Origin of the sequence: Ewingella allii (assembly GCF_044430645.1) — a bacterium.
GTDB lineage: Bacteria > Pseudomonadota > Gammaproteobacteria > Enterobacterales > Enterobacteriaceae > Ewingella > Ewingella allii.
The window spans coordinates 17,733-32,468 of sequence record NZ_JAWUDN010000004.1; the positions used below are offsets into that span (position 1 = coordinate 17,733).

Sequence of the window (14,736 nt, forward strand, 5' to 3'; positions counted from 1 at the left end):
TCGGCAATCCGGATGAAACAATGAATCAACACGATCAAGCAGATATTTCTGCATCAACGCTGTACATCGTACCGACACCAATCGGCAATTTAGGGGACATTACCCAGCGTGCATTGGCGGTGCTCAGCAGCGTAGATTTGATTGCGGCGGAGGATACCCGCCATACCGGATTACTGCTGCAACACTTCGCCATTAGCGCCAAAATGTACCCGTTGCATGACCATAATGAGCAGCAAAAAGCCGAGCATTTATTAGCAAAATTGCAGAGTGGTCAAAGCATTGCGTTAGTTTCCGATGCCGGAACGCCGCTGATTAACGACCCCGGCTACCATCTGGTGCGTCGCTGCCGTGAAGCCGGTATTCGTGTGGTTCCTTTGCCGGGGGCCTGTGCGGCGATTGCAGCGCTGAGCGCCGCCGGTTTGCCTTCGGATAAATTCTGTTACGAGGGTTTTCTGCCTGCGAAAACAAAATCACGAAAAGATGCCCTTCAGGCACTGATTGAAGAGCCTCGAACCCTGATCTTCTACGAATCCACTCACCGCCTGCTCGACAGCCTGCAAGATATGGTGGAAGTCTGGGGGCCAGATCGCTATGTCGTGCTGGCGCGCGAAATCACTAAAACCTGGGAAAATATCCGTGGTGACGCCGTGGGCGCGCTGCTCGACTGGGTAAAAGAAGATGAAACCCGCAAACGTGGCGAAATGGTGCTGATTGTCGAAGGCCATAAAGTAGATGCCGAAGCCTTACCGGCTGAGGCACTGCGCACGCTGGCGCTGCTACAAAAAGAGTTACCGCTGAAAAAGGCCGCCTCGCTGGCCGCCGAGATCCATGGCGTGAAGAAGAATGCGTTGTATAAATACGCACTCGACCAGCAAGAGGGTGACAAGTAGGCCATTATGGCCTATCATCCGCGCCGGAGTTGACCAGACAGTCGCCGCTTCGTTGCCGTCCCTTTCGGGGGAGACAGATGAAGGGGAGGAAAGTCCGGGCTCCATAGGGCAGGGTGCCAGGTAACGCCTGGGAAGCGCGAGCTTACGACAAGTGCAACAGAGAGCAAACCGCCGATGGCCCACGCAAGTGGGATCAGGTAAGGGTGAAAGGGTGCGGTAAGAGCGCACCGCGCGGCTGGCAACAGTTCGTGGCATGGTAAACTCCACCCGGAGCAAGGCCAAATAGGGGTTCACATGGTACGGCCCGTACTGAACCCGGGTAGGCTGCTTGAGCCAGTGAGCGATTGCTGGCCTAGATGAATGACTGTCCACGACAGAACCCGGCTTAACGGTCAACTCCTCCAATACGAAAAGGCCCGTGTAACGCAAGTTGCACGGGCCTTCTTCATTTATAGCGTTTCTAGGTGAAGCTTATTGCGTCACACCGGCAGGTCGATCAGCAGGGCGCGCAGCGGGGTGCTGGCGGTCAGGCTGATTTCTGACTCACCTTGGATAAACGCGCCGTCGCCGCACACCAGCTTCTGCTTTTCTTGACTCTCTGCGCCCAGGGCGTCGATGCGGCCGTGAATCGATTGCAAATAGGCCCGCGTGCCGCGTATCGGCAAGCTAATGCTCTCGCCTTCGCCCAGCTCTATATGATGGATCCACACCTGCTGGCGCAGCTGTAAGCTGCCTTGCTCGCCGTCTGGCGATGCCAACAGCAGGTGCGGCTGTTGGCCGACCTTAATCTGCTGGATCAGCGGATTCTCATGCTGCGGGCAGGCGTCCAGCCACAGCTGCATGCGAGTCAGCGGCTGGGTTGAACTCAGGTTCAGCTCGCTGTAGGCCACGTTGGTCTGGGTGGAAAGCAGCACGGCTTCGCCCTCGTTGACGCGAACGCTGTTGCCCTCGGCATCGCGGTACTCCGCGCTGCCTTGCAGCACTAAATTCAGGATATCCACCTGCGGGTAGGTGCGTGGCTGGAAGCTGGCACCCGGCGCCAGCACTTCCTGATTGAGAACGCGCAGTGACGCGTAGCCCATAAGTTTTGGGTCAAAATAGTGCCCAAATGAAAAGGTATAGCGCGCCTGAAGCCAACCAAAGTCAGCTGTGCCGCACTCTTTTGCAGTTCTGCTCTTAATCATTGCGGTCTGGCTCAGTTAAAAAAATTCCATACTTAAATGGTAAGCGTCTGGACGACTGATTGTTAGCCAGTTAATCTGGTCGGTATATTCAAATTTCCTGACAGAGAACCCCATGGCTAAGGATCGCGCACTCACACTTGAAGCACTCAGGGTCATGGATGCCATCGACCGGCGCGGCAGCTTTGCGGCGGCGGCAGACGAGCTAGGCCGCGTGCCTTCTGCATTGAGCTACACCATGCAGAAGCTGGAGGAAGAGCTGGACGTGGTGCTATTTGACCGTTCAGGTCATCGGACAAAATTCACCAACGTTGGCCGCATGCTGCTCGAACGCGGCCGCGTTTTGCTCGAAGCCGCTGATAAACTTACCGTAGACGCCGAAGCGCTGGCGCGCGGTTGGGAAACCCAAATTACCATCGTTTGTGAAGCGCTGGTTCCCGCTACCCAGCTGTTCCCGTTAATTGAAAAGCTGGCGCTAAAAGCCAACACGCAGGTGTCGCTGATAACCGAAGTGCTAGCCGGCGCCTGGGAGCGTCTTGAGCAGGGCCGCGCCGACATTGTTATCGCGCCGGATATGCACTTCCGCTCATCGTCTGAAATCAACAGCCGCAAGCTCTATAAGCTGATGAGTGTCTATGTCGCCGCGCCGGATCACCCAATTCATCTGGAAGCCGAGCCGCTGTCGGAAGTCAGCCGGGTGAAATATCGCGGCATCGCGGTGGCGGATACCGCCCGCGAGCGCCCGACCCTCACCGTGCAGCTGCTGGATAAACAGCAGCGTTTAACCGTCAGTACCATTGAAGAGAAGCGTCAGGCGCTGTTGGCAGGTTTGGGTGTGGCGACGATGCCTTATCCTATGGTGGAAAAAGATATCGCCGAGGGGCGTCTGCGGGTGGTGAGCGCGGAGTACAACCGCGAGGCGGAAATCATCATGGCATGGCGCCGCGACAGCATGGGTGAAGCCAAGGCGTGGTTCCTGCGGGAAATCGCCAAGCTGCTTGCCACCCGCGACGCCAACTAGTCTTGCTCCCCCTCGCCAGAGGGGAAGCATGCGGCTTAGCTGAAACGCAGGTCGCGGCCGTGCTCGGCATCTAAATCCTGCGCCGGGCCGGTGGAGATCACCCCGTGCGGATTGATGGTTGCGTGGCTGCGGTAGTAATGATTGCGGATGTGCGCGAAGTCCACGGTTTCGGCAATGCCCGGCATTTGGTAGATGTCGCGCAGGAAGCCGTAGAGGTTCGGGTAATCACTAATGCGATAGCGGTCGCACTTAAAGTGCGTGACGTACACCGGATCGAAGCGCACCAGTGTGGTCCACAGGCGCAAATCGGCCTCGGTTAGCTGGTTGCCGGTCAGGTAGCGATGTTTCTCCAGCAGGGCTTCGGCTCGGTCTAGCCCTTCAAATACCCCTTTTACCGCCTCGTCATAGGCTTCCTGCGAGGTAGCAAAACCCGCTTTATAGACGCCGTTGTTAATCAGCGGATAGACCCACTCATTCACTTCATCAATGGCCGGGCGCAGGTTTTCCGGGTAGTAATCCCCAGCGCGCGCGCCTTGGGCATCAAACGCGCTGTTGAACATACGGATGATGTCCGCCGATTCATTGCTGACGATGGTTTGCAGCTTTTTGTCCCACAGGATAGGCACGGTGACGCGCCCGGTGTAGTCCTTCTGCGCCCGCAGATAGATTTCATAGGCGAAGTTCAGGTGGTAAAGGTCATCGCCGGTCGCGGCAGGGAAGTCGGTGGCGAATGTCCAGCCATTCTCCAGCATCAGCGGATGCACCACGGAAACTGGAATCAGCTTATCCAAGCCTTTCAGGGCGCGCATCAGTAAGGTGCGGTGCGCCCAGGGACAGGCGAGGGAGACATAAAGGTGATAGCGATTCGGCTCGGCGGCGAATCCGCCTTTGCCGTGCGGCCCTGCCTCGCCGTTGGGGGTCACCCAATTGCGAAATTGCGATTCAGTGCGTTTGAAATGGCCGCCGGTAGATTTGGTGTCATACCAAACGTCATGCCATTTGCCTTCGACGAGTTGTCCCATGATCCCTCCTTTCCCATCATCCTTCGTGCTGAATCTTGGTGTACTGCATTGATGCAACGCGAATCATGCTGGGGAGATGTGCAGATAAGAAATAAAAAGGGCGAGGTGAATAATCACATCGCCCATCAGTCTATTGAGTATAGCGGCACATTCTTATGTGCGAACTGTTACCAGTTTTTCTTGATCAGGCGGTCGATGCTGATTGCGCCTGGACCCGATACGAACAGGGCAAAGAAGCCACCAGCGATAGACAGGTTTTTCATGAACATCATCTGGTTTACGGCAACAGCAAAATCCGTGTGGAAAATCAGTGCAGTCAGGATAGTGAAGATTGCAGTGATAAACGCTGTGGTACGAGTCAGGAAGCCGAACAGAATGGCCAAGCCGCCGCCGAACTCAAGCAAAATGGTCAGTGGCAGCAGGAAAGATGGCACACCCATTGAGCTCATGTAAGCACCGGTTCCTGCGTAGTTGGTGATCTTGCCCCAGCCCGCAGTGATGAACAGAATCGGCATTAAGATACGAGCGATAAGCAGGACGGTATTGTTAACTTTGGTCATTTTCGACTCCGAAAAATGTTGCCCAAATTGGGCGACAATAATATTAACGGCACGTCCGGGTATTATCCCCAACCGTTACCGCGTCTGGTTGATGATGGGATAGTAAGGGGAAAGTTGAACAGTTGTTAGCAAGTAAAACTGTCTATTATTATCAAATAAATTGAACAGCGCGGCGGGAACTTAAAGAAACGGGCCAGTCGGAGAAACTCCGGACTGGCCCGTGGGGGAGCGCGTTGCGAGTTGATTAAAAAAGAATTAGTCGATTTTAATCAATAAATTAGCGCTACGGCTTTATAAAGTTACGGCGGAAAAGCTGTACGGTGCCCCAAATACCAAAGGCGCGACGCGACCAGCGAACCACTTTACTTGGATGTCGGATGCCGTAAATTGCCAGAACGCTGGAACCCAGCACCAGATACTTACGCATATCAATAAACTTCACCCAGCCGCGATCTACTTTTGCGGTTGCTTCGAGCCATTCTAGGCGGCCCGCAGACAACTCAGCGCGTTGGCGCTCGATTTTACGCAGCAGTTTTACTTTCTCGATAACGCGGTCAGGTGTGCTCATTGGTCATCCTTTTCCAGCAATGAACGGTCAATATCCAGCTGTTTACGCGTCATGCTCAACAAAGTTGAACGTTTCGCTTTTGACAGCGTCCAGAGACCTAATACCACCGCCAGGAACAGTAAAACGCCGGTGGTGGTGCCCATTGCAACAAGTCGATAAGCCGGGTCGATTGCCCAGAACAGCACAACCAACAGGCTCATTAAACCGAAAGCGGTAAAGATGAGGGTGATGCCCGCCATCAGCAAGAGTTGGAAAATATTGGCCTTTTCCTCTTCCAGCTCAATGACGGCCAGTCTGACACGCGTTTCAACCATGCCAACCAAAACGGTGACAATGCGTTGCGCCGTATCAAGTATCCCTTTGCCCGGTCCTTGTGGCGGAGTCTTTATCGGTTCAGCCATAATTAACGGCGGGCTAGCAGAACGCCAATAACTACGCCGACGGCAGCACCAATACCAACGCCAGTCCAAGGTTTGTCATGCACGTAATCATCAGCACGACCTGCGATTTCTTTCGAATGATGGACCAGCTTATCGCCAGTATCACTCAGGCGAGAGCGGGTGTCTTTCAGCAGGCTTTCTGCCTTGCCGCGCAGCTTATCTAACTCTGCTTTTGGCTTATCGGTGGAAGTTTGAAGAACTTCTTCCAAGGTATCAGCCAACGATTTAAGTTCCGCGCGCAGATTTTCTGAGGTGGTGTTCTTAGCCATGTTTGTATCACTCCATACGTTAACTGATGCGAACTTTTAACATAGCGGATATCTGGGTTATCGCAACTTAGGCACCTGATTTAAGGACTAAAGCCCCCGATTTAAGGTTAAGCCTGAGTCAGATAACGCCATTTCACCGCTATGAACGGGGAAAATCGGTCTGACAGGGCTAATTATTGGCCCTGTGCTTCTTTCAATTCAGATTGTGCTTCGTCCAGCTTGTGCTGTTTCTTCTCGATCTTTTTGCTGTCGCCCGTGGCTTGGGCTTCTTTCAGCTCTTGCTCACGTTCCTGAACTTTTTCTTTCTTTTCAGCAACATGTTTTTCGTATTCGGCTTTGAGACCAGAGTCCGTGCAGTGCGCTTGGTTTTCGCTCAAGGCTTTTTGCAGGCCAGCGATCTGGTCTTTATTGTTGTGCTGATGTGCGTAATCAAGTTGGGTCTTGATTTGCTGTTGTTTAGCGGCGCAAGTCTGTGGCTGCGAAGCAGCGAAAGACGCGGCAGAAAATGCGAAAAGTGGTATAGCGAACAGCGCGGATAAACGCAGATTCATGAGGGTGTCTTCCTTAGTCATTGTGAAACGCTGGTGCATTTCTTCCGTAGGTAAAGCACTGAAAAACGTCTTATCGAAATGGGTCGATAGAAAAAATGCGCCGTCTTGGCACAGATAATTTTTCAATACAGTGGGACTAATTATAACAGCAGATAATAGATGCGCTTAGGGGAGGATTCCGAAAGCGCGAGAGGGTTAACCTAATTTGAGCTGGTCGCGGGTAATTTTATGCACCCAGAGCTGGGATTGTGGCGGATCGCAGCGTTGGATGGAGAAGCCCAGCGGTAAGATATCCATCAAGGCGTGTTCTGCCAGTTCGCGCTGCTCCAGTGAGTCCAGTTCGACGATCAGCCCGTCCTGCACCGGCGTGATGCTCTGAATGCGAATGCCGCGCTGGTTCAGGCTTTGGTAAACATAAAAGCCATCTGGCAGCGCCACGCCGGCCCGCACTGGGCGAATCTGCAGGGCGTTAGTGTTCTGCGGCATGCGGGCGACGGCAAATCCAATCACAATCGCCACCAACACCAGCGTCAGCAAGGTGATAGGCCACAGGATTGAGCGTTTAATCGGTTTGATTTTCACGGTGCCTTATCGCCCTTATTCTGACGATCGGCCTGCTTTTTACGCCACAGCAGCAGCAATGAGCCGCCAAGGCCACCCACCAGCAGCACCACCGGCAACAGCATCAGGCAGTTCATCAGCTGATCTTCGTACTTCAGGAACAGCGGAGTCTTACCCAAGAAATAGCCGAGGGTGGTCAAGATTAAGATCCACAGCAGGCCGCTCATCCAATTGAAGAACTGGAAACGCGCGTTGCTCAGCCCGGACAGGCCCGCGATGGTCGGTAATAAGGTTCTGACGAAGGCCAGAAAGCGGCCCACCAGCAGTGCCGAAAGGCCGTGGCGGTGGAACAGGTTGTGCGCGCGCTCGTGATACTGCACGGGGAGATGCGCCAGCCAGCCTTGCACTATTCGCGTATTTCCCAGCCACTTGCCCTGAATATAACTCAGCCAGCAGCCGAGGCTGGCGGCAGTGGTCAGCAGCACGATGGTCAGCGGGAAATTCATGGCGTCTTTGGCAATCAATACGCCGACTAAAATTAATAAGCTGTCGCCAGGCAGGAAGGCGGCGGGCAGCAGACCGTTTTCGAGGAAGATAATCAAAAATAAAACGGTATATAACGTCCAGACCAGCGAAGGGTTGGCCAGAGTTTCATAATCTTGTTGCCATAAGGCATCGATAAGCGAACTAATGATTTCCATGTACTTTTGCGAAACTCCATCGTTTTCAGTTAACCCGCCTGAATCGACTACGGAGCAAGCATGCTCAACGCGAGACTTTCAGACCGAGAAGTACGCCTTTCCCTGGCGCTGCATTCGGGGCAAAAAGCCCAAAACGCCGTGAGTATTGATACATGCAGTATAGGAATTGATACAAAAGGCCGATTGATCACTGGCAATCAAATGCATCTTAAGTGCAAAAAAAACGTTGTAACCTTTATTTTCCTTAGTCTTTATGCGGGTATTTTGGACGATTCCTCGCATTAAGCGCATTTTATCGCTCGGCGCTTAGGTAATAAAAGTCGTCTAACTGTAACAAAACAACCACCTTTGAGACAGGTAAATATACCTGCTTGAGCGCATTGGTTTAAGTTCGCAACGCCATACGGGGCGCGCTTTTACACTGGCTGACACAACTCGACAATGGCTGACAGGTAGAGGCTTATTTTTCTGACAAATGGGGAGGATTATTCAGAAGAAATTGATGAAAGCAGGTCGAGAAATCGGCCTGCTATAAGAGGCACTATTTGTTGTTTAGCGGAGTAGGGACATTGAGTGGTGGTGAATCGAGATGCACCACCGGGTTTTCTGAGTACATATAGCGATCAACGTTGAATTCAAAGTCATCGCTGGTGGCGCGGAACAGCATCTGCTTGGTGTTTTCCAGATGTTGCCACATCGCCAGCTTGGCGGCGTGCGGGTCGCGACGGATTAGCGCCTTCAAAATTTTATCGTGATCCTCACACCAGCCTTCGATCGATTTCTCATCAATATGTTCGTGCAGCTTGCGCCAGTAAGGGTTCTGCCGACGCTGGCTCCACATCTTCTCGACGATGGTCGCCATGGCGCTATTTTGGGTGGATTGCGCCACCTGAATGTGAAATTTCAAATCCCATTCTGAATCGCGAAAACGGTCTTCAAGCCGCGCCTGCTCTTGGATCTCCATCAGCCGGATAATGTCCTGCTTGGTGACCTGAGTCGCTGCAAACTCCGCGATATTGCTTTCAATCAGCTGGCGCGCCTGAAGCAGCTCAAAGGGGCCTGCCGCGCCAAAATCAAGGCCGGTACCGCCGCTGCCCGCCACCACCAGATGCTTCTGCTGGTTGGACATCACGTGAATGCCCGAGCCTTTGCGCACCTCCACGTAGCCTTCTACTTCGAGCATGATGATAGCTTCGCGCACCACGGTGCGGCTGACATTCATCTCTTCCGAAATCAGACGTTCGGCGGGCAATTTCTCACCGACCGGATAAACGCCACCCTCAATACGCTCCTTGAGCGTCGCGGCCAGTTGTTGATAAAGACGTCTGGTTTCAGTGGGTTCCATGATTTTACTCTTCATCGCTCTGATAATTTGAATTGCGCGGGTCTAGCGTTCAAAACTTGTTATACCAGTATACGGGGAAGTGCAGGGCGTTGCACCGTGCAACTCAAGTGAAAACCGGCATGCCTGATTCAAGACATGCCGGTTGGCGCGAAGTTTAGACTTTCGCGGGTTGCAACGGCTGCGGAACAGGCTCTACCGCCGAGCGATTTTGCAATACAGTCCAGATAACTATCGCGCCGAGCAGGTCAAATACCGACAGCGCGGCAAACAGCGGGCTGAAGCCCAGAGTGTCTGCCAGCGCGCCTACTACTAAGGCGAACAGCGTGCTGGCGGTCCACGCGGCCATGCCGGTTAAACCATTGGCGGTCGCCACTTCGTTACGGCCAAACACGTCAGAGGAGAGGGTGATCAGCGCGCCGGACAGCGACTGGTGGGCAAAGCCGCCGACGCACAACAGGGCGATGGCCGCGTAAGGGCTGGCGAACAGGCCAATCATCCCCGGACCAATCATCAGCAGCGCGCCCATGGTCACCACCAGTTTGCGCGAGACAATCAGGTTCACCTTGAAGTATTTCTGGAACAAAGGCGGCAGATAGCCCCCTACAATGCAGCCCAAATCGGCGAACAGCATCGGCATCCACGCAAACATCGCAATATGCTTGAGGTCGAAGCCATAGGCTTTAAACATAAACAACGGGATCCACGCGTTGAAGGTCCCCCACGCTGGTTCAGCCAGAAAACGCGGCAGCGCGATACCCCAGAACTGGCGATTACGCAGGATCTGCCACGCCGACATCTTCTTGCTGTTGGAGGTTTGATGCTGGGCTTCCTGACCACCCAGAATGTATTCGCGCTCAGGCTCACTCAGCTTCTTCTGGTCTTTCGGATGCTTGTAGAACACCAGCCAGCACACCGCCCACACCAGACTCAGCACGCCGGTGATGATGAACGCCATCTGCCAGCTGTGCATCACAATCGCCCACACCACCAGAGGCGGAGCAATCATGCCGCCGATGGAAGAACCGACGTTGAAGTAGCCCACCGCGATGGAGCGCTCTTTGGCGGGGAACCACTCGCTGCTGGCTTTTAGCCCCGCTGGGATCATCGCCGCTTCTGCCATGCCTACCGCGCCACGGGCGATAGCCAGGCCGCCCCAGCTGCTGGCCAGCGCCGTCGCCATACAAAACAGCGCCCACATAACGGCAAACATGGCGTAACCCACCTTGGTGCCCATCACGTCCAGCACGTAGCCCGCCACGGGCTGCATGATGGTGTAACAGGCTGAATAGGCAGCAATAATATAAGAATATTGTTGTGTGGTGATATGCAGTTGATCTTGTAATGTCGGTGCCGCCACGGCGATGGCATTACGTGTTAAATACCCCAGAACAGTACCGACGGTCACCAGTGCGATCATGTACCAGCGTAACCCTTTAATCTTACCCATTTCGTTCTCTCCAACCCAATGTAGTCGGCGATGGCTCGATACGGCCACGGCGCGAATAGCTCCGCCTTACGGCGGGCCTCGGCTTTATTGCTTCTTGGTTTTTTCTTTTGCCCAGCGAACGGTTCGCTAAAAAATGCCCAAACAACGGTGCCGTCGAGGTGGCAGGATCTCGACGGCACATTTGTTCGGGCAAAATTACGATAACTTGTCATACAGATTTAAAATTTGAATGACATCACAAAACCACATTTGAATAGTGTGGATAATGTGCGCTGGCTATATAAATTGATAAAATCCTTAAATATCAATAATTTTAAAGATTTTTTATTATTTCTCAGTCTATTGGCGAGCCGGGTTTAGCAAGAAATAGCGCTGGACGATAGCTTAAATTGGTGTGATAACTTTGCATCAAGAGAGATAACTCAAATTCACATCAAGGCGAGGAACCCCAAGATGGCGCAGTTTTTAACTGAAGATTTCCTGCTCGATACCGAAGTCGCACGTCGCCTGTACCACGACTATGCGAAAGATCAGCCGATTTTTGACTATCACTGTCACCTGCCGCCGGAACAGATTGCGCAGGACTATCAGTTTAAAAACCTCTACGACATCTGGCTGAAGGGGGATCACTACAAGTGGCGCGCCATGCGCACCAACGGCATGGCCGAGCGCCTGTGCACCGGTGACGCCAGCGACCGCGAGAAGTTTGATGCCTGGGCCGCGACTGTGCCTCACACCCTCGGCAACCCGCTCTATATCTGGACTCACCTCGAGCTGCGCCGCCCGTTTGGCATTATTGGCAAGCTGCTGTCGCCGAAAACCGCCGATGAAATTTGGGAGCGCGGCAATGAGATGTTGGCGCAGAAGAGCTTCAGCGCGCGCGGCATCATGAAGCAGATGAATGTGAAAATGGTCGGCACCACCGATGACCCGATTGACTCGCTGGAACACCATAAAATCGTCGCCGAAGATGGCAATTTTGACGTCAAAGTGCTGCCGAGCTGGCGGCCGGACAAGGCGTTCAACATTGATGCCGCCGGCTTCAACGATTACATGAAGCGCCTTGAACAGACCTCAGACACCTCAATTTCGCGTTTTAGCGATGTCTGCGACGCGCTGAAAAAACGCATGGATCACTTCGCCGCGCACGGCTGCAAAGTGTCTGACCACGCGCTGGACGTGGTGGTATATGCCGAAGCTGACCAAGCCACGCTGGACGGCATTCTGTCCCGTCGCCTGAGCGGCAGCCTGCCGAGCAAAGAAGAGAGCGCGCAGTTTAAAACCGGCGTGTTGCTGTTCCTCGCTTCTGAATACCAGCGCCGCAACTGGGTGCAGCAGTACCACATCGGCGCGCTGCGTAATAACAACACCCGCATGTTTGAACTGCTGGGTGCCGACGTCGGCTTTGACTCTATTAATGACCAGCCACTGGCCGAGCCGCTGTCAAAACTGCTGGGCGCGCAGGGCATGAACGGCGGCTTGCCGAAAACCATTCTTTACTGCCTGAACCCGCGCGATAACGAAGTGCTGGCAACCATGGCGGTGAATTTCCAAGGCGACGGCATTCCGGGCAAAGTGCAGTTCGGCTCCGCGTGGTGGTTTAACGACCAAAAAGACGGCATGCAGCGCCAAATGATCCAGCTCGCCAACATGGGGCTGCTCAGCCGCTTCGTCGGCATGCTGACCGACAGCCGCAGCTTCCTGTCCTATACGCGCCATGAATACTTCCGCCGCATCCTGTGCCAGATGATGGGGCGCTGGGTAGAAGAGGGCGAAGCGCCGAACGACATCGCGCTGCTTGGCAACATGGTGAAAAACATCTGTTTCGACAACGCCAAAAGCTATTTCGCGATTGAGCTTAACTGAGAGTGACGCACAGCATGACTGACACGGCGACTATGCAAAGCACCATAACTATTCACCCTGCTGATAATGTCGCCGTGGCACTGCGCGATCTCACCTGCGGAGAAATTACCGACACTGGCGCTGCTTTGCTGCAAGAGGTGGTGCGCGGCCACAAGTTCGCGCTGCGCCCGATTGCCGCCGGGGAGCACATCATCAAGTACGGCTTGCCGATTGGTCATGCGCTGGTGGACATCGCCGCCGGAGAACACATTCATTCGCAGAATGCTAAAACCAACCTCAGCGATCTCGACGCCTATCAGTACCAGCCGGAGTTCGCCGCCGTGCCGCCGCAAAAGGGCGATCGCGAGGTGCAGATCTATCGCCGCAAAAACGGGCTGGTCGGCATTCGCAACGAGCTGTGGCTGATCCCAACTGTCGGCTGCGTGAATGGCATCGCCAAGCAGATTCAGCAGCGTTTCCTCAAAGAAACCCAGCAGGCGCAAGGCATTGACGGGGTCTACCTGTTCACTCATCAGTTGGGCTGTTCGCAGCTGGGCGATGACCATATCAACACCCGCACCATGTTGCAGAACATGGTACGTCACCCCAACGCCGGCGCGGTGCTGGTGATTGGTTTAGGCTGTGAAAACAATCAGGTGGACGTGTTCCGCGACACCTTGGGAGAAGTCGATGAAGCTCGCGTGCGCTTTATGGCGTTGCAGAAATTCGATGATGAAGTTGAGGCGGGCGTCGCACGTTTGCACGAGCTTTATGCCGCGATGCGCAGTGACCAACGCCAGCCTGGCAAGCTGAGCGAGCTGAAATTCGGCTTAGAGTGCGGCGGATCTGATGGGCTGTCGGGCATCACCGCCAACCCGCTGCTCGGGCGTTTTTCGGATTACACCATTGCCAACGGCGGCACCACGGTGCTGACCGAAGTGCCAGAAATGTTCGGTGCGGAGCGCATTCTGATGAGCCGCTGCCGTGACGAGGCGACTTTCGACAAAACCGTCAGCATGGTGAATGACTTCAAGCAGTATTTCATTTCCCACAACCAGCCGATTTATGAAAACCCGTCGCCGGGCAACAAGGCGGGGGGCATCACCACCCTTGAGGAGAAGTCGCTGGGCTGCACGCAGAAAGCCGGGCATAGCCAGATTGTCGACGTGTTGAAGTATGGCGAACGCCTGACCGCGCACGGCCTGAACCTGCTGAGCGCGCCGGGCAATGACGCCGTCGCCACCAGCGCGCTGGCCGGGGCAGGTTGCCACATGGTGCTGTTCAGCACCGGGCGTGGCACGCCTTATGGCGGATTTGTGCCGACGGTAAAACTGGCGACCAACAGCGAACTGGCGGCCAAAAAGCCGCACTGGATCGACTTCGACGCGGGGCAGTTGATCCACGGCGTGAGCATGGATCAGCTGCTGGACAGCTTTGTGGATCTGATTGTGAAGATTGCCAGCGGCCAGCAGACCAAGAACGAGCTGAATGATTTTCGCGAGTTGGCGATTTTCAAAAGCGGCGTGACGCTGTAAACGTCAGAGAGAACGTGAGAGAAGGATCGGCCAGCGCCGATCCTTTTTTGATCAATCCAGCTTCAGCGGCGGCAACTGGGCAAAGATGCTCAGCAAACCTTCCCCCCAGCCTTTACGGATCATGTCGAAATAGGGATGTTCCTCCGTGACGCGGTACTGCTGCGCGGTGCTGAAACTGTCGGTCGGGTAGATCATCACGTCCAGCGGCAGGCCCACCGACAGATTACTGCGCAGGGTGGAATCCATCGAAATCAGCGCGCACTGCATGGCCTGTTCCAGCGGCGTGGTGTAGGTCAGCACGCGGTCGATAATCGGCTTGCCGTACTTGCTTTCTCCCACCTGAAAATAGGGCGTGTCGTGGGTCGCTTCGATGAAATTGCCTTGCGGGTAAATGTGGAACAGCCGCAACCCTTCGCCCTTAATCTGCCCGCCTAACAGTAAGTTACAGCTGAAATCGGTCATGCCACCCTGATTCGCGCCGCTGTCGCGGGCGATCACCTCTCTCACCGTTTCCCCCAGCAGGCTGGCGGCGTCGTACATCGACTCCACGTTGAGCATATTCTCGCGGTCGGGGTCCAGACAGCGGCGGTGCAGCAGGCTAATGATGCTCTGTGTGGTCGCCAAATTTCCGGCACTTTGGATAACCAGCATCCTCTCATCGCTTTGATGAAAAACATGCAGTTTGCGGAAGGTGGAGATATGGTCCACCCCGGCATTGGTGCGCGAATCTGAGACAAAAACCAGACCAGAGGACAAGCGCATGGCCACACAGTAAGTCATCGAAATCTACCTTTTCAGTA

The 14,736-nt window shown here is 54.4% G+C and carries 16 protein-coding genes and 1 other RNA gene; 5 read left to right on the forward strand and 12 right to left on the reverse strand.

Annotated features, from left to right (window positions below; all coding sequences use genetic code 11):
- Positions 1-20: 20 nt before the first annotated feature.
- Entirely contained in the window at positions 21-890 is an 870-nt protein-coding gene (gene rsmI, locus SBO83_RS10840; protein ID WP_396131513.1) for a 16S rRNA (cytidine(1402)-2'-O)-methyltransferase, read from the forward strand.
- A 25-nt stretch (positions 891-915) separates the two neighbouring features.
- Positions 916-1,294: RNase P RNA component class A (rnpB, locus tag SBO83_RS10845), an RNA gene on the forward strand.
- A 75-nt stretch (positions 1,295-1,369) separates the two neighbouring features.
- On the opposite strand, the gene SBO83_RS10850 is transcribed toward rnpB, so the two are convergent.
- Positions 1,370-2,074 (reverse strand): pirin family protein, encoded by a 705-nt coding sequence (locus tag SBO83_RS10850; protein ID WP_396131514.1) that lies wholly within the window; start codon positions 2,072-2,074, stop codon positions 1,370-1,372.
- A gap of 112 nt (positions 2,075-2,186) precedes the next feature.
- Here SBO83_RS10850 and SBO83_RS10855 point away from each other — a divergent pair, with 112 nt between their 5' ends.
- Positions 2,187-3,092, forward strand: a complete 906-nt coding sequence (locus SBO83_RS10855; protein WP_396131515.1) for a LysR substrate-binding domain-containing protein — start codon at positions 2,187-2,189, stop codon at positions 3,090-3,092.
- Positions 3,093-3,127: 35 nt separating this feature from the next.
- On the opposite strand, the gene SBO83_RS10860 is transcribed toward SBO83_RS10855, so the two are convergent.
- From SBO83_RS10860 to SBO83_RS10905, 10 genes are all read right to left on the reverse strand, one after another.
- Entirely contained in the window at positions 3,128-4,114 is a 987-nt protein-coding gene (locus SBO83_RS10860; RefSeq protein ID WP_396131516.1) for a glutathione S-transferase C-terminal domain-containing protein, read from the reverse strand.
- 167 nt (positions 4,115-4,281) lie between these two features.
- Positions 4,282-4,674, reverse strand: a complete 393-nt coding sequence (locus SBO83_RS10865) for a DoxX family membrane protein (RefSeq protein ID WP_396131517.1) — start codon at positions 4,672-4,674, stop codon at positions 4,282-4,284.
- Between the two features lie 283 nt (positions 4,675-4,957).
- On the reverse strand, positions 4,958-5,242 hold the full coding sequence (locus tag SBO83_RS10870) for a YqjK-like family protein (protein ID WP_353500798.1): 285 nt from the start codon (positions 5,240-5,242) through the stop codon (positions 4,958-4,960).
- Positions 5,239-5,643: a phage holin family protein gene (locus tag SBO83_RS10875; protein WP_034786781.1), complete on the reverse strand. Its 405-nt coding sequence runs from the start codon at positions 5,641-5,643 to the stop codon at positions 5,239-5,241. Before SBO83_RS10875 ends, SBO83_RS10870 begins: the two co-directional genes overlap by 4 nt.
- A 2-nt stretch (positions 5,644-5,645) precedes the next feature.
- Positions 5,646-5,951 (reverse strand): DUF883 family protein, encoded by a 306-nt coding sequence (locus tag SBO83_RS10880; RefSeq protein ID WP_396131518.1) that lies wholly within the window; start codon positions 5,949-5,951, stop codon positions 5,646-5,648.
- A gap of 173 nt (positions 5,952-6,124) precedes the next feature.
- A complete protein-coding gene (locus tag SBO83_RS10885) occupies positions 6,125-6,502 on the reverse strand; it encodes a DUF1090 domain-containing protein (protein ID WP_396131519.1) in 378 nt (125 codons plus the stop codon).
- 195 nt (positions 6,503-6,697) lie between these two features.
- Positions 6,698-7,084: an EnvZ/OmpR regulon moderator MzrA gene (gene mzrA / locus SBO83_RS10890; protein WP_353500801.1), complete on the reverse strand. Its 387-nt coding sequence runs from the start codon at positions 7,082-7,084 to the stop codon at positions 6,698-6,700.
- Entirely contained in the window at positions 7,081-7,764 is a 684-nt protein-coding gene (locus tag SBO83_RS10895) for a DedA family protein (RefSeq protein WP_353500802.1), read from the reverse strand. The genes mzrA and SBO83_RS10895 overlap by 4 nt, the downstream gene beginning before the upstream one ends.
- 541 nt (positions 7,765-8,305) lie before the next feature.
- Positions 8,306-9,109 (reverse strand): transcriptional regulator ExuR, encoded by an 804-nt coding sequence (gene exuR / locus SBO83_RS10900; protein WP_353500803.1) that lies wholly within the window; start codon positions 9,107-9,109, stop codon positions 8,306-8,308.
- Between the two features lie 154 nt (positions 9,110-9,263).
- Positions 9,264-10,556 carry a D-galactonate transporter gene (locus tag SBO83_RS10905; RefSeq protein ID WP_396131520.1) on the reverse strand — a complete coding sequence of 431 codons (1,293 nt, stop codon included), beginning with the start codon at positions 10,554-10,556 and terminating at the stop codon, positions 9,264-9,266.
- Between the two features lie 453 nt (positions 10,557-11,009).
- Here SBO83_RS10905 and uxaC point away from each other — a divergent pair, with 453 nt between their 5' ends.
- The gene (gene uxaC, locus SBO83_RS10910) at positions 11,010-12,422 is read left to right on the forward strand and encodes a glucuronate isomerase (protein ID WP_396131521.1); all 1,413 of its coding nucleotides are present in this window, start codon (positions 11,010-11,012) and stop codon (positions 12,420-12,422) included.
- Positions 12,423-12,454: 32 nt separating this feature from the next.
- Positions 12,455-13,936, forward strand: coding sequence for a UxaA family hydrolase (locus SBO83_RS10915; RefSeq protein ID WP_396131522.1), 1,482 nt, complete (start codon positions 12,455-12,457; stop codon positions 13,934-13,936).
- Positions 13,937-13,987: 51 nt separating this feature from the next.
- On the opposite strand, the gene SBO83_RS10920 is transcribed toward SBO83_RS10915, so the two are convergent.
- Positions 13,988-14,716, reverse strand: a complete 729-nt coding sequence (locus tag SBO83_RS10920) for a peptidase (RefSeq protein WP_396131523.1) — start codon at positions 14,714-14,716, stop codon at positions 13,988-13,990.
- Between the last annotated feature and the right edge of the window lie 20 nt (positions 14,717-14,736).